At 73.3% G+C, this 24,929-nt stretch carries 20 protein-coding genes, 1 tRNA gene, 1 pseudogene and 1 riboswitch; of the genes and pseudogenes, 18 read left to right on the plus strand and 4 right to left on the minus strand.

Going from position 1 to position 24,929, the window contains the following annotated elements:
* A partial coding sequence (locus KV557_RS14780) for an NAD(P)-dependent malic enzyme (RefSeq protein ID WP_218200371.1) occupies window positions 1-1,012 on the plus strand: 1,012 nt, incomplete at its 5' end.
* A 509-nt stretch (window positions 1,013-1,521) separates the two neighbouring features.
* Window positions 1,522-1,803 (plus strand): HU family DNA-binding protein, encoded by a 282-nt coding sequence (locus KV557_RS14785; protein WP_030059737.1) that lies wholly within the window; start codon window positions 1,522-1,524, stop codon window positions 1,801-1,803.
* A gap of 78 nt (window positions 1,804-1,881) precedes the next feature.
* Here the strand turns inward: KV557_RS14785 and murA are convergent, their stop codons facing one another.
* Window positions 1,882-3,222, minus strand: coding sequence for a UDP-N-acetylglucosamine 1-carboxyvinyltransferase (gene murA / locus KV557_RS14790; protein ID WP_218200372.1), 1,341 nt, complete (start codon window positions 3,220-3,222; stop codon window positions 1,882-1,884).
* Window positions 3,223-3,516: 294 nt separating this feature from the next.
* Here murA and KV557_RS14795 point away from each other — a divergent pair, with 294 nt between their 5' ends.
* The 6 genes and pseudogenes from KV557_RS14795 to KV557_RS14820 all read left to right on the plus strand — a co-directional run bounded on the left by KV557_RS14795 (window position 3,517) and on the right by KV557_RS14820 (window position 10,831).
* Window positions 3,517-4,110: a YqgE/AlgH family protein gene (locus tag KV557_RS14795; RefSeq protein WP_374106628.1), complete on the plus strand. Its 594-nt coding sequence runs from the start codon at window positions 3,517-3,519 to the stop codon at window positions 4,108-4,110.
* 61 nt (window positions 4,111-4,171) lie between these two features.
* On the plus strand, window positions 4,172-4,447 hold the full coding sequence (locus KV557_RS14800; RefSeq protein WP_218200374.1) for a DUF3039 domain-containing protein: 276 nt from the start codon (window positions 4,172-4,174) through the stop codon (window positions 4,445-4,447).
* Between the two features lie 94 nt (window positions 4,448-4,541).
* Window positions 4,542-6,152: a beta-N-acetylhexosaminidase gene (locus KV557_RS14805; RefSeq protein WP_218200375.1), complete on the plus strand. Its 1,611-nt coding sequence runs from the start codon at window positions 4,542-4,544 to the stop codon at window positions 6,150-6,152.
* Between the two features lie 298 nt (window positions 6,153-6,450).
* Window positions 6,451-7,317 carry an FAD binding domain-containing protein gene (locus KV557_RS14810; protein WP_218200561.1) on the plus strand — a complete coding sequence of 289 codons (867 nt, stop codon included), beginning with the start codon at window positions 6,451-6,453 and terminating at the stop codon, window positions 7,315-7,317.
* A 71-nt stretch (window positions 7,318-7,388) separates the two neighbouring features.
* Window positions 7,389-7,839: pseudogene (locus KV557_RS45125) on the plus strand ((2Fe-2S)-binding protein); the annotation flags it as partial.
* A gap of 664 nt (window positions 7,840-8,503) precedes the next feature.
* Window positions 8,504-10,831 (plus strand): xanthine dehydrogenase family protein molybdopterin-binding subunit, encoded by a 2,328-nt coding sequence (locus KV557_RS14820; protein ID WP_218200376.1) that lies wholly within the window; start codon window positions 8,504-8,506, stop codon window positions 10,829-10,831.
* Window positions 10,832-10,914: 83 nt separating this feature from the next.
* Here the strand turns inward: KV557_RS14820 and KV557_RS14825 are convergent.
* Window positions 10,915-10,989, minus strand: a tRNA-Cys gene (locus KV557_RS14825).
* Between the two features lie 135 nt (window positions 10,990-11,124).
* Window positions 11,125-11,190, plus strand: a riboswitch (guanidine-III (ykkC-III) riboswitch).
* A 45-nt stretch (window positions 11,191-11,235) separates the two neighbouring features.
* On the opposite strand from KV557_RS14825, the gene KV557_RS14830 reads away from it, so the two are divergent.
* Window positions 11,236-11,550: a DMT family transporter gene (locus tag KV557_RS14830; protein ID WP_218200377.1), complete on the plus strand. Its 315-nt coding sequence runs from the start codon at window positions 11,236-11,238 to the stop codon at window positions 11,548-11,550.
* Between the two features lie 85 nt (window positions 11,551-11,635).
* Window positions 11,636-13,072, plus strand: coding sequence for an MFS transporter (locus tag KV557_RS14835; protein WP_218200378.1), 1,437 nt, complete (start codon window positions 11,636-11,638; stop codon window positions 13,070-13,072).
* A gap of 3 nt (window positions 13,073-13,075) precedes the next feature.
* Here the strand turns inward: KV557_RS14835 and KV557_RS14840 are convergent, their stop codons facing one another.
* A complete protein-coding gene (locus tag KV557_RS14840) occupies window positions 13,076-14,383 on the minus strand; it encodes a hypothetical protein (protein ID WP_218200379.1) in 1,308 nt (435 codons plus the stop codon).
* A 455-nt stretch (window positions 14,384-14,838) separates the two neighbouring features.
* On the opposite strand from KV557_RS14840, the gene KV557_RS14845 reads away from it, so the two are divergent.
* The 3 genes from KV557_RS14845 to KV557_RS14855 are packed head-to-tail and all read left to right on the plus strand — an operon-like array spanning window position 14,839 to window position 19,348.
* Window positions 14,839-15,483 carry a class F sortase gene (locus KV557_RS14845; protein WP_308129898.1) on the plus strand — a complete coding sequence of 215 codons (645 nt, stop codon included), beginning with the start codon at window positions 14,839-14,841 and terminating at the stop codon, window positions 15,481-15,483.
* Window positions 15,480-16,805, plus strand: coding sequence for an alpha/beta hydrolase (locus KV557_RS14850; RefSeq protein ID WP_218200381.1), 1,326 nt, complete (start codon window positions 15,480-15,482; stop codon window positions 16,803-16,805). Before KV557_RS14845 ends, KV557_RS14850 begins: the two co-directional genes overlap by 4 nt.
* Window positions 16,802-19,348, plus strand: a complete 2,547-nt coding sequence (locus KV557_RS14855) for a rhomboid family intramembrane serine protease (protein WP_218200382.1) — start codon at window positions 16,802-16,804, stop codon at window positions 19,346-19,348. Before KV557_RS14850 ends, KV557_RS14855 begins: the two co-directional genes overlap by 4 nt.
* An 83-nt stretch (window positions 19,349-19,431) precedes the next feature.
* Here the strand turns inward: KV557_RS14855 and KV557_RS14860 are convergent, their stop codons facing one another.
* Window positions 19,432-19,875 carry an SsgA family sporulation/cell division regulator gene (locus KV557_RS14860; RefSeq protein ID WP_218200383.1) on the minus strand — a complete coding sequence of 148 codons (444 nt, stop codon included), beginning with the start codon at window positions 19,873-19,875 and terminating at the stop codon, window positions 19,432-19,434.
* A gap of 309 nt (window positions 19,876-20,184) precedes the next feature.
* On the opposite strand from KV557_RS14860, the gene KV557_RS14865 reads away from it, so the two are divergent.
* From KV557_RS14865 to KV557_RS14885, 5 genes are all read left to right on the plus strand, one after another.
* A complete protein-coding gene (locus KV557_RS14865) occupies window positions 20,185-22,026 on the plus strand; it encodes a DEAD/DEAH box helicase (RefSeq protein ID WP_256177443.1) in 1,842 nt (613 codons plus the stop codon).
* Window positions 22,027-22,298: 272 nt separating this feature from the next.
* Window positions 22,299-22,571, plus strand: coding sequence for a TM2 domain-containing protein (locus tag KV557_RS14870; protein ID WP_218200384.1), 273 nt, complete (start codon window positions 22,299-22,301; stop codon window positions 22,569-22,571).
* A 2-nt stretch (window positions 22,572-22,573) separates the two neighbouring features.
* The gene (locus KV557_RS14875) at window positions 22,574-23,035 is read left to right on the plus strand and encodes a DUF2752 domain-containing protein (protein ID WP_374106630.1); all 462 of its coding nucleotides are present in this window, start codon (window positions 22,574-22,576) and stop codon (window positions 23,033-23,035) included.
* A 371-nt stretch (window positions 23,036-23,406) separates the two neighbouring features.
* A complete protein-coding gene (locus tag KV557_RS14880) occupies window positions 23,407-24,057 on the plus strand; it encodes an IclR family transcriptional regulator (RefSeq protein ID WP_218200385.1) in 651 nt (216 codons plus the stop codon).
* 37 nt (window positions 24,058-24,094) lie between these two features.
* Entirely contained in the window at window positions 24,095-24,901 is an 807-nt protein-coding gene (locus tag KV557_RS14885) for a S16 family serine protease (protein WP_308129900.1), read from the plus strand.
* Window positions 24,902-24,929 lie beyond the last annotated feature (28 nt).

Raw genomic sequence — 24,929 nt, forward strand, 5'->3', positions numbered from 1 at the left:
GGGCAACATCGGCCCGGCCGCCGCGCTGCCCGTCATGGAGGGCAAGGCGGCCCTCTTCAAGCGCTTCGCCGGCATCGACGCCTGGCCGATCTGCCTGGACACCCAGGACACCGACGAGATCGTGGCCATCGTCAGGGCGATCGCCCCCGGCTTCGCCGGCATCAACCTGGAGGACATCTCCGCGCCGCGCTGCTTCGAGATCGAGGCCCGGCTGCGCGAGGCCCTGGACATCCCGGTCTTCCACGACGACCAGCACGGCACCGCGATCGTGGTGCTGGCCGCCCTCACCAACGCGCTGAAGGTGGTCGGCAAGGAGATCGGCGACATCCGCGTGGTGATGTCGGGCGCCGGCGCCGCCGGTACCGCGATCCTGAAGCTGCTGCTGGCCGCCGGCGTCGAGCACGCCACCGTGGCGGACGTGCGCGGCGTGGTCCACCGGGGCCGGGACGACCTCAACGACAGCCTGCGCTGGATCGCCGAGCACACCAACCGCTCGGGCCGCACCGGCAGCCTCAAGGAGGCCGTGGCGGACGCGGACGTGTTCATCGGCGTCTCGGCCCCGAACGTCCTGGACGGCGACGACCTGGCCACCATGGCCGACAACGCGATCGTCTTCGCGCTGGCCAACCCGGACCCGGAGGTCGACCCGGCCATCGCCCGGCAGACCGCCGCCGTGGTGGCCACCGGCCGCAGCGACTTCCCGAACCAGATCAACAACGTGCTGGTCTTCCCGGGCGTCTTCCGTGGCCTGCTGGACGCCCAGAGCCGCACGGTCAACACCGAGATGATGATCGCCGCCGCCCGGGCGCTGGCCACCACCGTCGGCGACGACGAGCGGAACGCCAACTACATCATCCCGAGCGTCTTCCACAAGGACGTGGCCAAGACGGTGGCCGCCGCGGTGCGCGAGGCGGCCCTGGCGGGTGCCCAGGAGGCCCCCGTCCCGGCCCGTCCGACCCCGGGCATCGTCGGCACCCTCGACACGGCGTCCTTCCCCACCGTCAAGCTCTGACGGCGGAGTCCGCGGCCGTGGCGCGGATCGGTCAAATGACCGAATAGCGCCCTTACCCGCCCAAGTTCGCCCCGAACCCTTGCGACACAAGGGCGAGGGGCGTGTTTGGGCTTGTCGTGCCTAGGGCGTACGGTAGCCCTGCACGGGGCAGGCGTGTCCGACAAGTACGGAACGTCCCCCTGGTCTTCCGGCGCGTCGTCCCGACCGCCGCCTGCGCCCGGTCCGCCGGAGCCGACGGAGCGTCACACCTCCAACGGGCGGGCTGTGTTCGGGTGGCGAGGCCGGGGCCCGATTGGCTTTCTCGGGGCCGGTCGGGGCAGGATTCGTATCCAGGCAGGCGGGCGGGCCTTCGACGGCACCGGCGCGCGGTATCGGGTACGGACCCGGCCTGCGACCACGCATTGCCTGCATGAGCACAGTGTGCGGACCTGCGGCCCATCCGGGTGCCCCCCGGTGGGAGCACCGATGGGCCCCCGCACACCGCAAGCGAACAGACCACAGGAGTACACATGAACCGCAGTGAGCTGGTGGCCGCGCTGTCCGAGCGCGCCGAGGTGACCCGCAAGGACGCCGACGCCGTTCTGGCCGCCTTCGCCGAGATCGTCGGCGAGGTCGTCGCCAAGGGCGACGAGAAGGTCACCATCCCCGGTTTCCTGACCTTCGAGCGCACCCACCGCGCTGCCCGCACCGCGCGCAACCCGCAGACCGGCGAGCCGATCCAGATCGCGGCCGGCTACAGCGCCAAGGTGAGCGCCGGCTCCAAGCTGAAGGAAGCCGCCAAGGGCGCCTGAGTCACCCCTTGAACGCCCGAGAGGCCGGGCTCCCCGCACGGGGAGCCCGGCCTCTCGCCGTATGACCGGTCAGGCAGGTCAGGCGTCGACCAGCTGCTCGCTGGGCAGCTCGACGTGGGCGCCGAGGTCGCGCAGCTTGTCCATGAAGTTCTCGTAGCCGCGGTTGATCAGGTCGATGCCGTGCACGGTCGAGGTGCCCTCGGCCGCCAGTGCCGCGATCAGGTACGAGAAGCCGCCGCGCAGGTCCGGGATGACCAGCTCGGAGCCCATCAGCTTGGACGGGCCGGAGACGACCGCGGAGTGCAGGAAGTTGCGCGCGCCGAAGCGGCACGGGGTGGCGCCCAGGCACTCGCGGTAGAGCTGGATGTGGGCGCCCATCTGGTTGAGGGCGCCGGTGAAGCCGAGCCGCGACTCGTACACCGTCTCGTGGACGATGGACAGGCCGGTCGCCTGGGTCAGCGCGACCACCAGCGGCTGCTGCCAGTCGGTCTGGAAGCCCGGGTGCACGTCGGTCTCCAGGGCGATCGCCTTGAGCTCGCCGCCCGGGTGCCAGAAGCGGATGCCCTCGTCGTCCACCTCGAAGGCGCCGCCGACCTTCCGGAAGGTGTTGAGGAAGGTCATCATCTCCAGCTGGCGGGCGCCGCGGACGTAGATGTCGCCCTTGGTCGCGAGCGCCGCACAGGCCCAGGAGGCGGCCTCCAGCCGGTCCGACAGGGCGCGGTGGGTGTAGCCGCCCAGCTCGTCCACACCGGTGATCAGGATGGTCCGGTCGGTGCCCAGCGTGATGATCGCGCCCATCTTCTGCAGCACGCAGATCAGGTCGACGATCTCCGGCTCGATGGCCGCGTTGCGCAGCTCGGTGACGCCCTCGGCGAGGACGGCGGTGAGCAGCACCTGCTCGGTCGCGCCGACCGAGGGGTAGGGCAGCTCGATCCTGGTGCCGCGCAGGCGCTGCGGGGCGACCAGGTAGGTGCCCTGCGGGTGCTTCTCGATGGTGGCGCCGAACTGGCGCAGCACCTCGAAGTGGAAGTCGACCGGGCGGCCGCCGATGTCGCAGCCGCCGAGGCCCGGGATGAAGGCGTGGCCGAGGCGGTGCAGCAGCGGGCCGCAGAACAGGATCGGGATGCGCGAGGAGCCGGCGTGCGCGTCGATGTCGGCGACGTTGGCGCTCTCCACGTGCGACGGGTCGAGGATCAGCTCGCCGTCCTCGTCGCCGGTGCGCACGGTCACCCCGTGCAGCTGGAGCAGGCCGCGCACCACCTTGACGTCGCGGATGTCCGGGACGTTGCGCAGTCTGCTGGGGCCCTGGCCGAGCAGGGCGGCGACCATGGCCTTGGGGACCAGGTTCTTCGCACCGCGGACGCGGATCTCGCCTTCGAGCGGGTTTCCGCCGTGGACCAGCAGGACGTCGTCGGTCATCGTTCTCGCAATCCGGGGTGCCAGAGGAAAAGGGGAAGGGCTCCGGGAGAGAGCCGGTGGTGGACCGGTCGTACGGGCGCGTTCGGGCCCCCGGCGTCACCGAGTCGGCACCGTGTAAGGGCGTCCACCATCCGTAGATGGTAGTAGGCGTCCCGGCGGTTCCCGTGAGCCTCTCACGTGATGGTGCTCTCTCGGGCCGGTCGGGCGCCCTTCCGATACGCCCGTACGGGTGCTTCTCCGGCGTGGCGAGGTTTCGTGTGTTGCGGTGTCCGCGCCCGGCCGTTCTGCGGGATCATGTGTGGCATGACGGCGGCCCATTCGCACGGAGGCCGGTCCCACACCGGCCGTCTGCTCGTCGCGACGCCCGTGCTCACCGATCCGAACTTCGCGCGGGCGGTAGTGCTCCTGCTCGACCACGACGCCGAGGGAGCGCTCGGGGTCGTGCTCAACCGGCCGACGCCGGTCGAGGTGGGCAGCGTACTGGACGGCTGGGGCCGGCTGGTCGGGCAGCCGGCCGTGGTGTTCCAGGGCGGGCCGGTGGCGCTGGACTCGGCGCTCGGCCTCGCGGTGGCCCCGGGGGAGCCGGGCGCCGGGGAGCCGCTCGGCTGGCGGCGGGTGCACGGCGCGATCGGCCTGGTGGACCTGGAGGCGCCGCCCGAGGTGCTGGCCGGCGAGCTGGGCGCGCTGCGGATCTTCGCCGGGTACGCGGGCTGGTCGCCCGGGCAGCTGGAGGTGGAGATCGAGAGCGGCGCCTGGTACCTGGTGGACTGCGAGCCCGGGGACATCTCCAGCCCCGAACCGGAGCGGCTGTGGCGCTCGGTGCTGCGCCGCCAGCGCGGCCCGCTGGCGCTGCTGGCGACCTACCCGGACGACCCGACGCTGAACTGACGGACGGGCCGCCGGTGCGACACTGGCCCGGTTTCCCGGGGCGCCCATAGACTTGGCACCTATGAGCACTCTTGAGCCCGAGCGAGGCCTCGGCACCGGCACCCTGGTCGAGCCCGTCCCGCAGGTGTCCAACGGGGACGGCGACCACGAGCGCTTCGCGCACTACGTCCAGAAGGACAAGATCATGGAGAGCGCGCTCTCCGGATCGCCCGTGGTGGCGCTGTGCGGCAAGGTGTGGGTGCCCGGGCGCGACCCGAAGAAGTACCCGGTCTGCCCGATGTGCAAGGAGATCTACGACGGCATCGGCAAGCCGCAGGGCGGGGACGACAACAAGTAGTCCGCGGCGCTCTGCTGCACCGACTCGTTCTGCACAGGGCTGCGTCTCCGCAGTGGTCTATGCCAATCGTTCCGGGCGTGGGCAGGATGTCGGAATGGACCTCATTCCCGCACCTTCGAGTGCCGTTCGCCGCCCGGGTGAGGACTTCGTCCTCGACGACGCCACCACGCTGACCGCCCCGCCCGCGCTGGCCGACGCCGAGCGCTGGCTGCGCGCCTCGCTGTCCGCCGCGACCGGGCTCCCGCTCGGCCCGGGCGGGCCGGGGGCGGGCATCGAACTGGTCCACGACGACACGCCGGCCGCCGAGGCGTACCGGCTCACGGTGCGCCCCGGCCACGTCGTGGTCGCCGCCGGCGGCCCGGCCGGCGCGCTGTGGGGCGCGCAGACGCTCCGGCAGCTGCTCGGCCCGGACGCGTTCCGCCGTTCCCCGCTGCGTCGTACCGGCTGGGTGCTGCCCGGCGCGGACGTCTCGGACGCGCCGCGGTTCGGCTGGCGCGGCGCCCTGCTCGACGTCGCCCGGCACTTCCTGCCCAAGTCGGACGTGCTGCGCTTCGTCGACCTGTTGGCCGCGCACAAGCTCAACGTGCTCCACCTGCACCTGACCGACGACCAGGGCTGGCGGGTGGAGATCAAGCGCTACCCGGACCTGACCGCGCGCGGCGCCTGGCGGGAGCGCTCGATGGTCGGCTACCGGGCCGCCGGGCGTCGCGACGACCGCCCGCACGGCGGTTTCTACACCCAGGACGACCTGCGCGAGATCGTCGCGTACGCGGCCGCGCGCGGGGTCACCGTCGTGCCCGAGATCGACCTGCCCGGCCACACCCAGGCCGCCGTCGCCGCCTACCCCGAGCTCGGCAACACCGACGTGGTGGACACCGCCGCGCTCGGCGTCTGGACCGACTGGGGCGTGAGCCACAACGTGCTCAACGTCTCCGAGGACACCGTCCGCTTCTTCGAGGGCGTGCTGGAGGAGGTCCTGGAGCTCTTCCCGTCCGAGTTCATCCACCTCGGCGGCGACGAGTGCCCCAAGGAGCAGTGGAAGGACAGCGCCGCCGCCCAGGCGCGGATCCGCGAGCTCGGCCTGGCCAACGAGGACGAGCTGCAGAGCTGGGTGATCCGGCACTTCGACACCTGGCTCGCCGAGCGCGGCCGGCGGCTGATCGGCTGGGACGAGATCCTGGAGGGCGGCCTCGCCCCGGGCGCGGCCGTCTCGTCCTGGCGCGGCTACGGCGGCGGGATCGCCGCCGCGCGGGCCGGGCACGACGTGGTGATGTGCCCCGAGCAGCACGTCTACCTGGACCACCGGCAGGCGGACGGCCCGGACGAGCCGATCCCGGTCGGGTTCGTCCGGACACTGGAGGACGTGTACCGCTTCGAGCCGGTGCCGGAGCAGCTGGACGAGACCGCCGCCCGGCACGTGATCGGTACCCAGGCCAACCTGTGGAGCGAGTTCATGGACAGTGCCCGGGACATCGACTACCGGGCCTTCCCGCGGCTCGCCGCGTTCGCCGAGGTCGCCTGGTCCGAGCTGCCCGCCGAGCCGGCCGAGCGCGACTTCGCGGGCTTCGAGCGCCGGCTGGCGGCGCACCTGAAGGTCCTGGACGCGCTCGGCGTCGAGTACCGCCCGGCCGACGGACCGCACCCCTGGCAGCGCCGGCCCGGTGTGGCCGGGCGCCCGCTCGACGGCCCGCCGCCGGTCCGCTGAGTCGCAGGGGGCGCACGGGAACTTCTGAGTGGTCATCCGACGTCAAGAAAAGATGAACATCTGCCCCGGCTCCTCCCGGGTGGGGGCAGATACCGCCCGGTATCCGTCCCAATCGGGCAGTCCCGTTCACCGGGCCCGAAATGATCATCGAGCATTGTGTGCCAGAGTTGCCCAACCCGGCCCGATCGCCCGTACCCTACGGGCCAGGCCGGGCTGCCGACGCGGACACCACGGCCGCGGGCGGCAGGCGATCGATGAGCAAGTGGAGCACGGTGGGACCCAGGTGAACCGGACGATCATGCTGCCGGCCTCGCTCGACGAGGCCGTCGACGCGCTGGCCGCCGCCCCTGCCGCGGTACCCGTGGCCGGCGCCACCGACCTGATGGAGGCCGTCAACGCCGGACGGCTGCGCCCCGCCGCCCTGATCGGCCTCGGCCGGATCACCGAACTGCGCGGCTGGCGCTACGAGGACGGCGGCACCGCCGTCCTCGGCGCCGGGCTCACCCACGCCCGGATGGACCGCCCCGACTTCGCCGCGCTGATCCCGGCTCTCGCCGACGCCGCCCGCACCGCCGGCCCCCCGCAGGTCCGCAACGTCGGCACCCTCGGCGGAAACATCGTCACCGCCGCCCCGGCCGGCGACACCCTCCCGGTGCTCGCCGCCCTGGAGGCCACCGTCACCCTCGCCCGGGCCGGCGCCACCCGCGAGGTACCGGTCAGTCACCTGCTCACCGGCCTCGACCCGGTGCGCCCCGGCGAACTGCTCACCTGGGTGCGGGTCCCGCTGCTGCACGCGCCGCAGGTCTTCCTCAAGGCCACCGGACGCAGCGGCCCGGCCCGCGCCACCGCCTCCGTCGCCCTCGTCCTCGACCCCGCCCGGCGGGCCGTGCGCTGCGCCGTCGGCGCCGTCGCGCCGGTGCCGCTGCGTCCGCTGGAGGCCGAGGCCTGGGTGGCCGGCTGCATCGACTGGGACGGCAGCCGGGAGATCGACCCCGCTGCGACCGCCGCCTTCGGCGAGTACGTGGCCGCCGCCTGCGTCCCCGACGGCTACGGCGCCGAGGGCGCCTGGGAGGCCGTGACCGAGGGGCCGAGCGCGGCCTCCGTTCGGCTACGGCGTACCGTGTCGGTGCTGGCCCGACGGGCACTGGGAAGGGCGCTGAAGTGAGCACAGACCCCATCGAGACCCTCGACGCCGACCCGCTCGGCCTCGCCCCGCAGGTCAGCCGCGAGCTGCGCCCCTGCGCCTCCTACACCCTGCGGGTCAACGGGTTCGAACGGCCCGTCACCGACGCCTGGATCGGCGAGAGCCTGCTCTACGTGCTGCGCGAGCGGCTCGGCCTGGCCGGCGCCAAGGACGGTTGCGAGCAGGGCGAGTGCGGGGCCTGCTCGGTGCAGGTGGACGGCCAACTGGTGGCCGGCTGCCTGGTGCCCGCCGCGCTGGCCGCGGACAGCGAGATCAACACCGTCGAGGGCCTGTCGGCGGCCGGCGGCGCGAGCGACGTGCAGCAGGCACTGGCCGAGTCCGGCGCGGTGCAGTGCGGCTACTGCACGCCCGGCATGGCGATGGCCGTGCACGACCTGCTCCAGCGCAACCACCGGCCCACCGAGGTCGAGGCCCGGCAGGCGCTCTGCGGCAACCTCTGCCGCTGCACCGGCTACCGCGGGGTGCTGGCCGCCGTCCAGAGCATCGCTGACGCGCGCGCGCTGGAGGCCGAGGAGGCGGAGGAGGCCGCCCTCGCCGAGGAGACCGCCGCGGCGGCTGCCGAGCAGCCCGTCGAGCAGCCCGGTGCGGCGCCGGCCGAGCCGCCGGTCGAGGAGCCCGTTGCCGAGCCGCCGGTCTACACCGACGCCTGGATCGAGCACGTTCCCCAGCCGCCCGCCGAGGAGATCCCGGCCACCGTCGGCACCGGCCACGGCCTGCCCTACGGCGCCGACGGCCAGGGCGGCTACGACACCGGGGTGTACGACACCGCCGTCATCCCGCCGGTCCAGGGCATCCCCGCCCAGGCGGCCGAGGACCAGGTCTACTTCCCGCAGCAGGGCTACCCCGAGCAGCCGTACCAGGCAACCCCCGCACACGGCACCTACCTGCCGCCCGGCGCCGGCTACCCGGACGGCTACCCGCAGCAGCCCGGCTACGACGGCGGCTACGACGCCCCGGTCTACGAGCCCACCCCCGCCCACGGCACGCCGGTCCACGGCGCCGCCTTCGACGGCACCCCCGCGCACGGCACGCCGTACGTCCCCACGCCCCCGCACGGCGTCCCGGCCGAGGGCAGCGCCCCGGCCGGTGTCCCGTACGGCGCCACCCCCGCCCACGGCATCCGGCTCCCCGAGGACGACCACGCATCATGACGTCGCCTACCGACATCGGCGCAGCAACGCAGCAGGACGGCGACGAGGGCGGCGCACCGGAGCCGTTCGGACTGGGCAGTTCACCGCTGCGCAGTGACGCCCTGCCCAAGGCGCTCGGCATCTACCCGTACGCCGCCGACCTGTGGGCCGAGGGGCTGCTCTGGGGCGCGGTGCTGCGCTCGCCGCACCCGCACGCCCGGATCAAGGGCATCGACACCTCCGCCGCGCTCGCCCTGCCCGGCGTGCACGCCGTGGTCACCGCCGCCGACCTGCCGCCCGGTCCGGACGGCACCCCCGACGGCGCCCCGGCCGGGCCGATCGTCGCCGACCGGCCGGTGCTGGCCGCCGGCGTGGTGCGCCACCACGGCGAGCCGGTCGCCGCCGTGGCCGCCGACCACCCGGACACCGCGCGGCTCGCCGTCGGCCTGATCGCCGTCGAGTACGAGCCGCTGGAGGCCGTCACCGACCCCGAGCAGTCCTTCACCGCCCCGCCGCTGCACCCGGACGGCAACCTGTTCCGCCACCTGCCGCTGCGCTGCGGGGACCCGGAGGCGGTCGGCGAGATCGTCGTCGAGGGCCTGTACCAGGTCGGCCGGCAGGACCCGGCCCCGCTCGGCGCCGAGGCCGGGCTGGCGGTGCCGCGCCCGGACGGCGGCGTCGAGCTGCACCTGTCCTCGACCGACCCGCACGGCGACCGCGACCGCACCGCCGCGTGCCTGGGCCTGGAGCCGGACCGGGTCCGGCTGGTGGTCACCGGCGTGCCCGGCGCCACCTCGGACCGCGAGGACCTGTCCTTCCAGGTCACCCTGGCCCTGCTGGCGCTGCGCACCGGCCGCCCGGTGAAGATGACCCTCACCCGCGAGGAGTCCTTCCACACCCACACCTCGCGCCACCCCGCGCTCCTGCGCTACCGCCACCACGCCGACGCCGAGGGCACGTTGGTCAAGGTCGAGGCGCAGATCCTGCTGGACGGCGGCGCCTACGCGGACGTCTCGGCCGAGGCGCTGGCCGCCGCGACGGCCTTCTCGGCCGGCCCGTACGTCTGCCCGAACGTCTTCGTGGACGCCTGGGCGGTGCGCACCAACAACCCGCCGGCCGGGCAGATGCGCGGCGAGGGCGCGCTGCAGGCCTGCTTCGCCTACGAGTCGCAGCTGGACCAGCTGGCCGCCCGGGTGGGCGTGGACCCGGTCGAGATCCGCCGCCGCAACGCGATGGCCACCGGCGACCCGCTGCCCACCGGACAGGCCGTCACCTGCCCCGCGCCGGTGGCTGCGCTGCTGGAGGCGGTCGCCGCCGAACCGCTGCCCGCGCTGCCGGTGGACGACCCGGACGCCGAGTGGCTGCTGCCGGGCGGGCCCGGCGGTGCCGGGGACCCGGCCGCGGTGCGGCGCGGGATCGGCTACGCGGTCGGCATGGTGCACATGCTCGGCGCCGAGGGCGAGGACGAGGTCTCCACCGCGACCGTGCGGGTCAGCGGCGACCACGCCACGGTGATCTGCGCGGCCGTCGACTCCGGCCAGGGCTTCGCCACGCTGGCCCGGCAGATCGTGCAGTCCGTGCTGGGCGTCAGCGAGGTCTACATCGCGCCCGCCGACAGCGACCAGTCGATCGCCGGGCCCTCCGCCCGCGGCCGGCACACCTGGGTCTCCGGCGGCGCGGTCGAGCGGGCCGCGCTGATGGTCCGCCACCAGCTGCTCCAGCCGATCGCCGCCAACTTCGGGATGTCGGTGGAGCTGCTGCAGATCGCCGACGGCAAGATCACCTCCTACGACGGGGTGCTCGGCATGCCGGTCGCCGAGGCGCTGGAGGGCAAGGAGCTCTGGGCCACCGCGCAGTGCCGCCCGCACCCCACCGAGCCGCTGGACGAGTCCGGGCAGGGCGACGCGTTCGTCTCCATCGCGTTCTGCGCGATGCGCGCGGTGGTGGACGTGGACATCGAGCTGGGCACGGTCCGGGTGGTCGAGATGACCGTCGCCCAGGACGTCGGCCGGGCGCTGAACCCGCGGCAGATCGAGGACCGGATCGAGGCGGGCGTGGCCCAGGGCGTCGGCCTGGCGCTGCTGGAGGACCTGCGGACCGAGGGCGGGGTGCTGCAGAACCCCTCGCTCACCGGCTACCGGCTGCCGACCGCGCTGGACACCCCGGAGGTGCGGATCGCGGCCCTGCTGGAGGAGCGGGACGTGGTCGCCACCTTCGGCGCCAAGGCGGTCAGCGCCGTGCCCGCGGTGGTCTCCCCGGCGGCCGTCGCCGCCGCCGTCCGAGCCGCCACCGGGCTGCCGGTGGGCCGGCTGCCGATCCGGCCCGAGGACGCCGTCGCGGGCTGACGGGCCTGCCTGGTCCGACCGGGGAATATCCGGAACAAGAATTGCCGGTCGGCATTGCGCCGACCGGCAATTCTTGTTCCACATGGAGGCCATGACGGGAATCGAACCCGTGTATACCGCTTTGCAGACGGTTCCCTAAGCCACTCGGGCACACGGCCACTGAATTGTTCTTGTTCCTGCTCTCTCCGGCGGGGCCGGTGAATTCATAGTGGCGGATTTCATGAGGGGCCGTCAACGCCGGATTGTAAATTCTGTATGGCAACTCGTCCGGCCATTCGTGCTACGGTCGAGGACAGGTGACCGGTATCCGGCCACCCCGGACGAGCGCGTCGTACCCGGTGACGACAAGACGGCGCAGTTCAGCGGCAATCCGGCCGCTGTGGACTGCGGAGGTACCGGCCGTCATGGCTTGGCTCGTCCTGATCATCTCGGGCGTCCTGGAGACCGTCTGGGCGGTGGCCCTGGAGTCGTCCAAGGGGTTCACCCGCCTCGTCCCCAGCCTCGTCTTCGGTGTCGCCCTGCTGCTGAGCATGGGCGGCCTGGCCTACGCGATGCGCACCATCCCGATCGGCACCGGCTACGCGGTCTGGGTCGGCATCGGCGCGGTCGGCACCGCGCTCTACGGCATGGCCGTCCTGGGGGGCCCGGTGACCCTGGCCCGGATCGGCTGCCTGATGCTGATCGTCTCCGGCGTGGTCGGCCTGAAGGTGCTGCACTGACGCTCTGGTCCTAGGACCTGCGGCCGAGTCGATCAGCGACTCCGGTCAGGGGTCAAGAACGCAGACGGCCCTTACGATGTTACGTATGACCACTGCCTCCCCCACCTCGGTCGACTCCCGTCCGATCCCCCTTGAGAACGACCCCGGCGGCGGGGTCCTCGGCGGCCGCTACCGCGCGCTGACGCTGGGAATCGTGTCGGTGGTCCTGCTGCTCGCCTTCGAGGCGACGGCCGTCAACACCGCGATGCCGGTGGCGGCCCGCCAGCTGGACGGCCTCGGGCTGTACGCCTTCGCCTTCTCCGGCTACTTCACCACCACGCTCTTCGCGCTGGTCGTCTCCGGCCAGTGGTGCGACCGGCGCGGCCCGCTGCAACCGCTGTTCACCGGCATCGCGGTGTTCGGCGCGGGCCTGGTGGTGGCCGGGGCGGCGCCGGACATGTGGCTCTTCGTGGCCGGCCGGGCGATCCAGGGCCTGGGCGGCGGGCTGGTCATCGTCGCGCTGTACGTGGTGGTCGGCCGGGCCTATCCGGAGCGGCTGCGGCCGGCCGTGTTCGCGGCCTTCTCCGCGGCCTGGGTACTGCCCTCGATCGTCGGCCCGGTGGTCTCCGGGGCCGTGACCCAGCACCTGGGCTGGCGCTGGGTGTTCCTGACCGTCCCGGTGCTGATCCTGCTGCCCCTGGCGGTGATGGGCCCGGCGCTGCGCCGCTCCGAAAGGGACCACCCGGTGCTCAAGGGCGCGGACTTCGACCGTCGCCGGACCGTGCTGGCCGCGATGGCGGCGCTCGGCGCGGGCCTGCTGCAGTACGCGGGCCAGCGGCTGGACCTGATCGGCCTACTCCCGGCGGTGGCCGGGGCGGCGCTGCTGCTGCCCGCCGTGCTGGGCCTGCTGCCCACCGGGACGCTGCGGGCCGGGCGCGGGCTGCCGACGGTGATCCTGCTGCGCGGGGTGGCCGCGGGGGCGTTCTTCGCGACGGAGGCGTTCATCCCGCTGATGATGGTCACCCAGCGCGGCCTGTCGCCGACGCTGGCCGGGCTGACGCTGACCAGCGGCGGGCTGTCCTGGGCGCTGGGCTCGTGGCTGCAGGGGCGGCCGGGGGCCGAGCGCTACCGCGAGGCGATGATCCGGGGCGGGTTCGTGCTGACCGCGGTGGCGATCGCGGGGGCGGCGCTGGTGCTGGTCCCGGCGGTGCCGGCCTGGGTGGCGGCGGTGGCCTGGGCCGTCGGCGGCATCGGGATGGGGCTGACGGTCGCGAGCATCAGCGTGCTGATGATGAAGCTGTCCGCGCCGGAGGACGCCGGGGCCAACTCGGCCTCGCTGCAGATGAGCGACGCGCTGGGGAACGTGCTGCTGGTCGGGCTCGCCGGGGTGCTGTTCTCGGCGCTGGGCGGCGGCTCGGTGGCCGCCGCCCACGAGGGCGCCGGGGGCACCGGCTCGGCCGGTGCGTTCGCGGTGATCTTCCTGACGATGACCGGGGTGGCGCTGCTGGGGGCGCTGGTCTCCGGCCGGGTCCGCAGGGCCTGACGGTCAGCCGGCGGCGGCAATGGCGGGGGCGGCGGGGGAGGGCACCGGCGCCGCCGCCGGGGTGCCGAGGAAGTTCTTCCAGCCGCCGGCCGGGGACTGGCCGGGGGCGAGGCTCCGGAGCTTGCGCAGCACCGCCGGGTCCTGGGCGTCCAGCCAGTCGACCAGCTGGCGGAAGGAGACCAGCCGGACCCCCGGCTTGCCCGCGATGGACTTGAGCACCTCCTCGACGGCGTTCATGTAGATGCCGCCGTTCCACTCCTCGAAGTGGTTGCCGATGATGTACGGCGCCCGGTTGGTGGTGTAGGTGCGGTCGAAGCCCATGAGGTAGGCGTCGCGGGCCTGGGACTGGAAGCCCGGGTGGAGCGCGGGGTCGGCCTTGGTGTTGGGGCCGCACTGGTTGTACATGATGTTGTAGTCCATCGACAGCACCTGGAAGGTGTGCCCGGGGAAGGGGATGGACTGCAGCGGCAGGTCCCACAGCGCGCCGCCCTGGATCTTCTGCGGCCACACCTGGCTGCCGTTGCCACTGCTGTCGTAGCGCCAGCCGCGCTTGACGGCGGTGGGCAGCAGGTTGCGCCGGCCCTCCAGGCAGGGGGTGCGGCTGCCGATCAGCTCCTTGCGGTAGTCGAAGGGCAGCGCCGGCAGGTCGGTGAAGCCGGTGTTGGTCCGCCAGTTGGTCACGAAGTCCATGGCCTGCTGGATCTCGCTGTCCCACTCCTCCGGGGACCACTTGCCGACGCCGGTGTCGCCGCAGAAGTGGCCGTTGAAGTGGGTGCCGATCTCGTGGCCCTCCAGCCAGGCGGCGTGCAGGTTCTCCAGGGTGTCGCGGATGTGCCGGTCGCTGAGGTAGCCGATGTCGGAGGCGCCGACCTTGTGCTGGGGTGGGAGGTACAGGTCCTTCTTCGACTCGGGCAGCAGGTAGAGGCCGCTGAGGAAGAAGGTCATCGACGCGTTGTGCTCCTGCGCCAGCCGGCGGAAGCGGCCGAACAGGCCGTTGTCGAGCTCGCCGGCGCCGTCCCAGGAGAAGACGACGAACTGCGGCGGGCGCTCGCCCGGCTTGAGCCGGTCGGGGATGGGCTGGTGGGGCTGGGTGCCGGTGTCGGAGGTGGAGCCGTCGCCGATCAGGACGACCTGCGGCTTGGGGGCCGGCGGGGCCGGGATGGCGGTCAGCGTCGGGGTGCTGCTGTCGGCCGGGGTGGCGGCACCGGCCGCCTGCCCGCCGCCCGCGGTGTTGCTGCCGCAGCCGGCCGCCAGGGTCGCGGCGGTTGCCGCGCCGGCGGCCAATAGGGTGCGACGGGAGAGAGCGTCCATGGTCACTCCGTTCAGGAGGCGTTCGGCAGGCGTGCGGGCATGCCGGGAGGGCGCGCCCGGCGGGCATGGCGTGCGGGCGTGCGGAAGTCCGGTCGGACGAGGGGTCGAGCAAGGGAGTGATAGAACCCGTGACCGAGTCAGCATGGCACGCGAACGCGTTCGGTCAGTGATTCACCACGGACGGTCGTAAGTGATCGCCCGATCGATGCAACCGGATCGGCAATGGTCGTCGTCGATGGTCAGGCGAGGTCGATCCGACGGCTGCCCGGGCGCGGGGTCCGATGCTCGCGCTCCGTGACCGGACGCCCACTTGGCGCAGGGAGCGCGGCCCCGGCCCTGCCGATTGGGGGGGATTGGTACGACCATCGTATGGACGTGCCTTAGGGTCCGGTCCGGTTGAATTGTTCCCAGGAAACTCCCAGGATCCGGGAAGTCGTCAGCAGAGGGGAGCGCCCGTGGGCGCCCAGCAGAGCAGGAGTCCGTGGCCGGGCACCCTCGCGGCCGGAGCCGCGATCGTCCTCGGCGCCTGGCTGCTGCACGGGGGCGGCACGGGCGCGCCGCCGCCCGCGCCCGCGGCCGGGCAGGCCCTGTCCGGGTTCGCCCCGGTCTCGGTCATCCCGCCGCTCGGCCCGTCCGCCCCGACCCGGATCCGCATCCCCGCCGTGCGGCTCGACGCCCCCGTCACCGGCCTCGGGCTCGACGCCGACGGCCACCTCCAGGCGCCGCCCGTAACCGACCGGAACCTGGCAGGCTGGTACCGCGACGGGGCCACTCCCGGGCAGCGCGGGACGGCCATCATCGCGGGCCACGTGGACACCAAGACCGGACCGGCCGTCTTCTACCACCTGGGAGCGCTCCACCGCGGCGACCGGATCGAGTTCGTCCGCGCGGACGGCGCCACCGCCGTCTACCAGCTGTACGCCATCGAAGTGCACGACCGAAAGGACTTCCCGGACGACCGGGTCTACCGTCAGGCCGACGACGCGCAGCTGCGGGTGATCACCTGCGGCGGCGCGTACAGCGAGGAACACGGCTACGAGGGCAACGTCGTGGCCTACGGCTTCCTGGCCGACACCACCCGGCCGGGGAAAGCCGCATGACCCCGATCACGCTCGCCTCCCGCTGGAACCCGATCGACTGGCCGCTCACCCACGGCCCGATCCCGTACGCCGTGCTCGCCGCGGGCTGGGGCGCGCTGCTCGCGCTCGCGGTCGGCCGGGGCCGCTCCTGGTGGCGCTTCCGGCTGCCGGCCGCGCTGCTCACCGCCGCGGCGCTCAGCCTGCTGCTCGACGTCGTTGTCGACGGCTGGTGGCACCCGTTCCCGGAGGGCACGCCCCGGTACGTCACCTGGTGGATAGCCGTCGCCCTGCTGGGCTTCTGCCTGGTCGGCTACCGGCTCCACCGGCTGTCCTGGCGGCGTCGGGGGCTCGCGGTCGGCCTGGGCTCGCTGGTGCTGCTGATGGCGGCCTCGCAGGTGAACATCGGCTTCGGCCAGTTCCCGAGCGGCCGGGTCATGCTCGCGCCCTGGCTGACCCCGACCGACGCGCAGATAGCCCCGAAGGTCGCGAGGACGGCGAGCGCGCCCCCCGACAAGGTGCTTTCCGAGGTCTGGACGCCGCCCGCAGACCTGCCGGCCAAGGGCACCGTGTCGGTGGTGCCGATCCGCGGCGTGAAGTCCGGCTTCGCGGCCCGCGACGCGTACGTCTACCTGCCGCCCGCCTACCAGGCCAACCCGCGGCCGCTGCTGCCGGTCGTCGTCCTGATCACCGGTCAGCCCGGCAACCCGGGGGACTGGGTGCTCGGCGGGCAGGTGAACGAGGCGCTGGACGCCTTCGCGGCCGAGCACGGGGGCCTCGCGCCGATCGTGGTGATGCCCGATCAGCTGGGCTCGGCCTGGAACAACACGCTCTGCCTGGACTCGAAGATCGCCAAGACGCAGACCTACCTGACGGTCGACGTCCCCAACTGGATCAACCAGAACCTGCAGACCGCCAAGGGGCGGGGCTCCTGGGCGGTCGGCGGCGCCTCGATGGGCGGCACCTGCGCGCTGCAGCTCGCCGTCAACGCCCCCGACCTCTTCGGCACCGTCCTCGACATGTCCGGGCAGGAGGAACCCACCCTGGGTACCCGAGAGCAGACCGTGAACGCCGCCTTCGGCGGGGACGAGGCGAAGTTCGACGCCGTCGACCCGCTCCAGGTGATGGCCCGCAAGCGCTTCCCCGACACCAACGCGGCGATCGTCGTCGGCCAGAGCGACGGCGAGTTCCGTCCGCAGATGGAGAAGGTCTTCCAGGCCGTCCAGGCGGCCGGGATGAAGGCCAGGTTCGACCTGATGCCGGGCGGGCACGGCTGGGTCGTGTTCCGCCCCGGCATCGCCGCGCAGATCCCGTGGCTCGCCCAGCAGACCGGACTGACCAGGTGATCGGGGCCGAGACGGCGCCCGCCCTGGTCGGCGAGCGGCAACGCGAGCGGGAGCGGGACCGGGCCCCGGTCACCCGCACGCCGGAGCCCCGGCCGCAGCGGGCCCGGCGGACGGCCCGGCTGGTCGGCACGCAGCTGCGGTCGGCGCCGCTGACGATGCTCCTGCTGGTCGTCCTGTGGGGCGTCGGCGCGGCCACCGGCAGCCTGTCCGGCGGTCCGTCCGAGCGGCTGCTCGCCCGGGCCGGGGTCGGGGTGCCCACGCTCGCCGAGGGCCGCTGGTGGACGCCGCTCACCTCGATGTTCTGGTGCGCCGGGCCCGGCGCGTACGTGTTCACCAGCGTGCTGCTGCTCCTGGTCGGCCCGGCCGCCGAGCGCCGGCTCGGGCGGCGGCGGACCCTCGTCGTGCTGGTCGGCGGGCAGTTGGCGGGCACCCTGCTCGGCACCGGGCTGGTCGCGGCCGGCTCCCGGGCCGGCGAGCAGTGGACCGACTCGGTGGTGGACCAGATCGCGATCGGCCCGGGCGTCGGCCTGTTCGGCCTGGCCGGGGTGCTCGGCTACCGGCTCACCGTGCTCTGGCGCCGCCGGCTGCACCTGCTGGTGCTGCTCGTCCCGCTGGTCATGATGCTGTACGTCGGGCACCTGCAGAGCGTCCAGCGGTGCGCCGCCGCGCTGCTCGGGCTGGGCGCGGGCGCGCTGCTCTCGCGCGGCCGGCTGCACCTGCGCTCGCACCGCTCCTCGCACACCGAGACCCGGGTGCTGGTGGCGCTCTGCCTGGTCGCCGCCGCCTTCGGCCCGCTGATCGCCTCGCTGTACGACAACGCGGCCGGGCCGTTCAACACCTTCTCCGAGCTGTACTTCTCGCACCGGCTCAGCCCGGACGAGGTCGCCGACTTCTGCGCGATGTCGGCGCACGACTGCGCCCGCGCGCACGCCGTCGAGCGGATCTTCGACACCCCCGGCCGGCTGATGGCCGCGCTGTTCCCGGCGCTGCTGCTGGTGCTGGCCGAGGGGCTGCGCCGCGGGCTGCGGTTCGCCTGGCGGATCACCGTCGTCACCGAACTGCTCTGGGTGGCGCTGCTGGTGTGGCTGTACAACGACGCCGGGCCGGTCAGCGGGGACGTGATCCAGTACTTCGTCGAGGCGCTGCTGCTGCCGCTGCTCACCACCGCCCTGCTGCTGGCCACCCGGCAGCGGTTCCGGCTGCGGCTGCCGGGCCGGACGGTCCGCCGGCTGGCGCTCGTCCTGGGGAGCGCCGCGGCGGCGGCCTCCGCCGCGTACGCGGGCCTCGGGGTGCTCGTCGCGGGCCAGTTCGAGCCCGGGGCGACCTTCCGCGGCCTGCTGAACGGGCTGCCCGCGCAGTTCCTGCCGCCCGCCTACAACGACCTGCTGCCGGACTACCCGATCGCGGTCGGCCCGGTGGCGCGGTTCCTGGAGACGTACTGCGGGCTGGCGTTCTGGGCGGTCGCGCTGAGCGCGCTGCTGCTGGCCTTCCGGCGCCCGGTCGTGCATGCCGACGCGGCGGCTGCGGCCCGCGCCCGGGCGCTGCTCACCGCGCACGGCGGCGGGACGCTGTCCTTCATCGCCACCTGGGACGGCAACCACTACTGGTTCGACGAGGAGGGCCGGGCGGCGGTCGCCTACCGGGTGCTCAACACGGTCGCGCTGACCATCGGCGACCCGTTCGGCGAGCCGGCGGCCCGCGCCCGGGCGGTGGCCGGCTTCGCCCGCTACTGCGACGCGCGCGGCTGGACCCCGTGCTTCTACAGCGTCTCCCGGGACACCCGGGCCGCGGCCGCGCAGCTCGGCTGGCGCTCGGTGCAGGTCGCCGAGGACACCGTGGTCGCGCTGCCCGAGCTGGCCTTCACCGGCCGCAAGTGGCAGGACATCCGGACGGCCCTGAACAAGGCCGGCAAGCAGGGCATCACCGCCGAGTGGTGGGCCTACCACGAGGCGCCGCTCGCGCTGAAGGACCAGATCCGCTCGATCTCGGAGGAGTGGGTCTCCGAGAAGGGCCTGCCCGAGATGGGCTTCACCCTCGGCGGGCTGGAGGAGCTGGACGACCCGGACGTCCGGGTGCTGGTCGCGGTGGACGAGCAGCGTGTCGTGCACGGGCTGACGAGCTGGATGCCGGTGTACGAGGACGGCGTGCCGGTCGGCTGGACGCTTGACTTCATGCGCCGGCGCTCGGACGGCTTCCGCGGGGTGAACGAGTTCCTGATCGCCTCGGCCGCGCTGGGCTTCAAGGAGGAGGGGGCACGCTTCCTGTCGCTGTCCGGCGCGCCGCTGGCCCGTTCCGGGCAGGACGAGGAGCCCACCGGGCTGCAGCGGATGCTGGACTGGATGGGCCGGGTGCTGGAGCCGGTGTACGGCTTCCGCTCGCTGCTGGCGTTCAAGGCGAAGTTCCAGCCGGAGTACCGGCCGATGTACATGGCGTACCCCGACCCGGCCGCGCTGCCCAGCATCACCAGGGCCATCGGCAAGGCCTATCTGCCGCACCTGACGGCGGCGCAGGGCGTCCGGCTGATGCGCCGGCTGTCGGGCTGAAAGCTGCGGGCGGCTGTCGGGCTGACGGCGGCGGACTCTGACGGCCGGAAACGCGGGGGCGTTTCCGGACGCCGGGCCGCCGGTCAGCCGAGCAGCTCGGCGAGCGCGCGGTCGGCGTCCAGGTGCAGGTGCTCCTCGCCCTCGGACACCAGCAGCCGGCTGCGCCACAGGAAGCGGCGCAGGTCGGTGGTGTCGAACTGGAGCAGCGCGGTGCCCTCGGGGGCCCGCAGCTCGACCATGGTGCGCCGGCCGACCGCGGGCCGGACGTGGACGTCGCCGAGGCCGGCGGGCAGCTCCAGGCCGGCCGAGAGCAGCCGGCGGGCGAAGACCCAGACGATGTCGTCGGCGGCCTCCCCGTCCCGGCCCGGGTCGTCGGCGGGCTCGTCGAGGGAGAACTCGGCGGGGAAGCCCATCCGGACGGCGAGCGGGTCCTCCGGGCGGTAGGTCAGGGTGACCCGCAGGCGGACGGAGCGGTGGAGGGAGAGGATCAGGCGGGCCTGGACGGTCTCTTCGACGACGGTGTGCACGGCGGGTCCCTTCGGGTCGGTGTGAGGCCGGTGAACGGCTGTGAGGGTTGGGACGGCCTCACACCAGTGAGAGTGGCGGGGGAGGCTTCGCTTACCCGGTTTCCGCGGGCATTCGCCGTGACCTGCGCCACATCGATTTCCGGCCGCCGGAGCCCCGCGCAGGGTCGGGTCGGAGCGTCCGAGCGGCGCCGGGCCGGTAGGCTGGGCGGGTTGTCCGATCGCCGCCCGACTGCGGGACGGGGCCGCAAAACCGCCTCTGACCTGCGATGATCCCCTTCGGAGCCCGTGAGTACCGCCGCCGCCTCCTCGATGCCGCTCTTCTCCGACGTGCCCGAGCCGCATGCGTCCGTCCGGGCCGCCGGTCCCACCGGCCACGCCGGGCCCACCTCTTCGCACCACCTCTCGCCGGCCTTCCCCGGCCGTGCCCCCTGGGGTACCGCGGGCAAGCTCCGGGCCTGGCAGCAGGGTGCGCTGGACAGGTACATCGAGACGCAGCCGCGCGACTTCCTCGCGGTCGCCACCCCGGGCGCAGGGAAGACCACCTTCGCGCTGACCCTGGCCTCGTACCTGCTGCACAACCACCTGGTGCAGCAGGTGACCGTCGTCGCGCCGACCGAGCACCTGAAGAAGCAGTGGGCCGAGGCCGCCGCGCGCATAGGCATCAGGCTCGACCCGGCGTACTCGTCGGGCCCGCTCTCCCGCGACTACCACGGCATCGTGGTCACCTACGCGGGCGTCGGGGTCAACCCGATGCTGCACCGAAACCGGACCGAGGCGCGCAAGACCCTCGTGATCATGGACGAGATCCACCACGCCGGTGACTCGAAGTCCTGGGGCGAGGCCTGCTTCGAGGCCTTCGAGCCGGCCACCCGCCGGCTGGCGCTGACCGGGACGCCGTTCCGCTCGGACACCAACCCGATCCCGTTCGTCCAGTACGAGGCGGGCGGCGACGGCATCCGCAAGTCCGTCGCCGACTACACCTACGGCTACGGGCACGCGCTCGCCGACCACGTCGTCCGCCCGGTGATCTTCCTCAGCTACAGCGGCAACATGCGCTGGCGCACCAAGTCCGGCGACGAGCTGGAGGCCCGGCTCGGTGAGCCGATGACCAAGGACCTGATCGCCCAGGCCTGGCGCACCGCGCTGGCCCCGCAGGGCGAGTGGATCCCGGCCGTGCTGCAGGCCGCCGACCGGCGGCTGACCGAGGTCCGCAAGGCCATCCCGGACGCCGGCGGGCTGGTCATCGCCACCGACCAGAACACCGCGCGGTCCTACGCCAAGATGCTCCGCGAGATCACCGGCGAGAAGGCGACCGTGGTGCTCTCGGACGAGACCGAGGCGTCCAAGCGCATCTCCGACTACGCGGCGGGCGACTCCCGCTGGATGGTCGCGGTCCGGATGGTGTCCGAGGGCGTCGACGTGCCGCGGCTGTGCGTCGGCGTGTACGCGACCTCGATCTCCACCCCGCTGTTCTTCGCCCAGGCCGTCGGCCGCTTCGTGCGTGCCCGCAAGCGCGGCGAGACGGCCTCCGTGTTCCTGCCGACCATCCCGATGCTGCTGGGCTTCGCCAACGAGATGGAGGTCCAGCGCGACCACGTGCTGGACCGGCCGAAGAAGGAGGGCGAGGGCCTCTTCGACGAGGAGGACCGGCTGCTCGCCGAGGCCGAGCGGGCCAACGACGGGCCGGACGGCGCGGGCGGCGAGGAGTTCTCGTACGAGGCCATCGGCTCCGACGCGGTCTTCGACCGGGTGCTGTACAACGCCATGGAGTTCGGCATGCAGGCCCACCCGGGGAGCGAGGAGGAGGAGGACTACCTCGGCATCCCGGGTCTGCTGGAGCCGGATCAGGTGCAGATGCTGCTGCAGAAGCGCCAGCACCGGCAGATCCAGCGGAGCAAGGGCAAGCCCGCCGAGGAGGCCGACCTGCTGGAGCTGCCGGCCGAGCAGCGGCCGGTCGTCACCCACCAGGAACTGCGCGAGCTGCGCAAGGAGTTGAACGCGCTGGTCGCAGCGTGGCACCACCGCACCAGCCAGCCGCACGGCACCATTCACAACGAGTTGCGCCGGGAGTGCGGCGGTCCGCTCACCGCGCAGGCGACCGCGAATCAGCTGAAGGCGCGGATCGCCCGAATCCGGGAATGGGCGAAGTAACGGTACGTCAGTGGATTCTTCCGGTCGGTTGGGGAGAATCCGGGGCGCGGTAACGCGTTATGACATTCCGGTATACGTCGTGGAATTGTCGAGACGACAAGTGTGATCATCCGCTAGTGTTCCGCGTGCCGCGCCGCCACCGGACCGTCCGTGCTGCGAACCGACCCGCCCGGGTCGGCCACCAGCATCGGTGGAACGGCAGGCGACCTCACCACCGGCCGGCGACCGACCGTCGCCGCCGCCGGACCTGTCACACAAGGAGCACAGCGAACGTGTCGTACCCCCCTTACGCCGGCCAGCCGTACCCGGGTCAGCAGTACCCCGGCCAGCCCGAGCTGTCGGACAAGTCGAAGATCGTCGCGGGCATCCTGCAGCTGTTCCTCGGCGGGTTCGGCGTCGGCCGCTTCTACACCGGCCACATCGGCATGGGCATCGCCCAGCTTCTGACCTGCGGTGGTCTCGGCTTCTGGGCCCTGATCGACGGCATCATGTTCCTGGTCAGCAACGACCGCACGGACGCCCAGGGCCGTCTGCTGCGCGGCTGACCTTGCGCACGCCACGCGCGGCACGCCGCCCCGGCTCCGGCCGGGGCGGCTTCGCCGTGCCCGTACCCGAGCGGCTGCGCCCGTCCTCCCGGATGCGCGCCGCCGTCCCGCCGCTGGCGGTGCTCGCCGGCGGCCTGGCCGGCTCGGCGTACCTGTGGTCGCGCAACCCCCACCTGACCGGGCAGGCGCTGCCGTTCTGCCCCTGGCGGCGGATCACCGGGCTGCAGTGCCCCGGCTGCGGCGGCACCCGGATGGCGTACGACCTGCTGCACGGCGACCTGGCGGCGGCCTTCCACGACAACGCGCTGCTGCTGATCTCGCTGCCGCTGGTCGCGCTGATGTACGTGACGTGGCTGCGCGAGGGCCTGGCCGGGCGGAGCTGGCGCCCGCCGCTCGGGCGGCGCGGCACGGCGGCGGTGCTCGGCACCGCGGTGGCCTGGACGGTGCTGCGCAACATCTGGTGAGCCCCGGCATCCGGTGAGTACCGGCGGTGGTGTGCCCCCCCTCTGGGCCGACGTGTCCGGACTTCGGACCGTGTTCGAACTTATGGCCGCACAGTCCGGGTGGAACGTGGGGATTTGCCCCGATTCGCTCTCGCCCGTTCCCTCGATCACGCCCGAATTTTGGACAACCACTTCCGCCGCGACAATTCCTTCACTACCTTTCCCACACGCTCTTCCGCCGGGTAACCCCCGAGAGACGGGCGCCGCAGGGACCGCACCGGCGTCAAGGACGACACTGCGCGACCCGAGCGCGGCCACCCCCACCTGCGCGCGACACCGACACCGGACCGGCGCCGCCCGGTCCGCGAGCGCCGCGGAAAGGAATGCCCGTCGTGACAGCCGAGACCTCCCAGACCCTGGACCGTGGTGTCCGGGTGCTCAAACTCCTCGCCGACTCCGAGCGCGGGCTCACCGTCACCGAACTGGCCGCCCGGCTGGCCGTGAACCGGACCGTCGTCTACCGGCTGCTGGCCACCCTGGAACAGCACGGGCTGGTCCGCCGCGACATCGGCGGCCGGGCCCGGGTGGGCCTGGGCGTGCTGCGGCTGGCCCACCGGGTGCACCCGCTGCTGCGCGAGGCCGCCCTGCCCGCCCTGCGCAGCCTGGCCGAGGACCTCGGCGCCACCGCCCACCTCACCCTGGTCGACGGCAACGAGGCGCTCGCCGTCGCCGTGGTCGAACCGAGCTGGACCGACTTCCACGTCGCCTACCGCACCGGGCTGCGCCACCCGCTCACCGAGAGCGCCGCCGGCCGGGCGATCCTGGAGGCGCGCACCTTCCCGAGCCAGCGGCGGCCCGAACAGGGCTTCGTCATCACCCGCGCGGAGGAGCAGTCCGGGGCGTGCGGCGCCGCCGCCGCGCTGCTCGGGCTGAGCGGCATCGAGGGCAGCGTCGGCGTGGTGATGCTGAACGGGCTGGTGCCCGAGCGGGTCGGCCCCCGGGTGGTGGAGGCGGCGACCGAGGTGGCCGACGCCCTGCGGTAGTGCCCGCGCCGGACGTCCGGTGTGTTTGGATTCCCCTGTGTCCGACACCAAGCTGCCCAAGGCCCTGACCTCCCCGCGGACCCGCGCGCTCGCGCTCTGCGGGGCGCTGGTCGCCGCGCTGTTCGCCGTGGCCGGGTTCGTCCCGCTGCCGTACACGCTGACCTGGCCCGGCCTGACCGCGGACACCCTCGGCAGCTACCACGACAAGCCGGTCCTCACCATCACCGGGGCGCCGCTGCGCACCACCGAGGGCGAGCTGCGGATGGTCACCATCTCAGCCACCAACCCGGGGGAGCGGACCACCTTCTGGCGCTCCCTGGAGGCCTGGTTCGACCCCAAGGTGGCGGTGCGCCCGACCGAGTCGGTGTACCCGCAGAGCAACCCGGCCAAGGCCGAGGAGGTGACCGCGCAGCAGATGGCCGAGTCGCAGAACAGCGCGACCACGGCCGCGCTCGGTTACCTCCACCTTTCGCCGGCCCAGGTGAAGGTGACGGTCGACCTCGGGGACGTGGGTGGCCCGAGCGCGGGCCAGATGCTGGCGCTGGGCATCGTCGACAAGCTCGCCGGCGACGGCAAGGGCGGCGACCTCACCGGCGGGCTGAAGATCGCGGGCACCGGCACCATCGACGACGAGGGCGCCATCGGCGCGGTGGGCGGCGTTCCGCTGAAGACGCAGGCGGCCGCCCGGGACGGCGCGACGGTGTTCCTGGTGCCCAGGGACGAGTGCACGGACGCCAAGGTGAACAAGCCCGCGACGCTGCGGCTGGTGCCGGTCGACACGCTCGGCGACGCGGTCTCGGCGCTGGAGGCGCTGAAGAGCGGCGGCAGCGTTCCGGCCTGCTGACCGGGACCGGGGGCGGTGCCCAGGGCGA

The organism is Kitasatospora aureofaciens (assembly GCF_019192735.1).
Lineage (GTDB): Bacteria > Actinomycetota > Actinomycetes > Streptomycetales > Streptomycetaceae > Kitasatospora > Kitasatospora aureofaciens_A.

What these genes read in the sequence shown, in the direction of transcription:
- KV557_RS14785 (WP_030059737.1), top strand. Translation starts at nt 1,522, where the DNA reads ATGAACCGCAGTGAGCTGGTGGCCGCGCTGTCCGAGCGCGCCGAGGTG.
- murA (WP_218200372.1), bottom strand. Translation starts at nt 3,222, where the DNA reads ATGACCGACGACGTCCTGCTGGTCCACGGCGGAAACCCGCTCGAAGGC.
- KV557_RS14795 (WP_374106628.1), top strand. Translation starts at nt 3,517, where the DNA reads ATGTGTGGCATGACGGCGGCCCATTCGCACGGAGGCCGGTCCCACACC.
- KV557_RS14800 (WP_218200374.1), top strand. Translation starts at nt 4,172, where the DNA reads ATGAGCACTCTTGAGCCCGAGCGAGGCCTCGGCACCGGCACCCTGGTC.
- KV557_RS14805 (WP_218200375.1), top strand. Translation starts at nt 4,542, where the DNA reads ATGGACCTCATTCCCGCACCTTCGAGTGCCGTTCGCCGCCCGGGTGAG.
- KV557_RS14810 (WP_218200561.1), top strand. Translation starts at nt 6,451, where the DNA reads ATGCTGCCGGCCTCGCTCGACGAGGCCGTCGACGCGCTGGCCGCCGCC.
- KV557_RS14820 (WP_218200376.1), top strand. Translation starts at nt 8,504, where the DNA reads ATGACGTCGCCTACCGACATCGGCGCAGCAACGCAGCAGGACGGCGAC.
- KV557_RS14830 (WP_218200377.1), top strand. Translation starts at nt 11,236, where the DNA reads ATGGCTTGGCTCGTCCTGATCATCTCGGGCGTCCTGGAGACCGTCTGG.
- KV557_RS14835 (WP_218200378.1), top strand. Translation starts at nt 11,636, where the DNA reads ATGACCACTGCCTCCCCCACCTCGGTCGACTCCCGTCCGATCCCCCTT.
- KV557_RS14840 (WP_218200379.1), bottom strand. Translation starts at nt 14,383, where the DNA reads ATGGACGCTCTCTCCCGTCGCACCCTATTGGCCGCCGGCGCGGCAACC.
- KV557_RS14850 (WP_218200381.1), top strand. Translation starts at nt 15,480, where the DNA reads ATGACCCCGATCACGCTCGCCTCCCGCTGGAACCCGATCGACTGGCCG.
- KV557_RS14865 (WP_256177443.1), top strand. Translation starts at nt 20,185, where the DNA reads ATGCCGCTCTTCTCCGACGTGCCCGAGCCGCATGCGTCCGTCCGGGCC.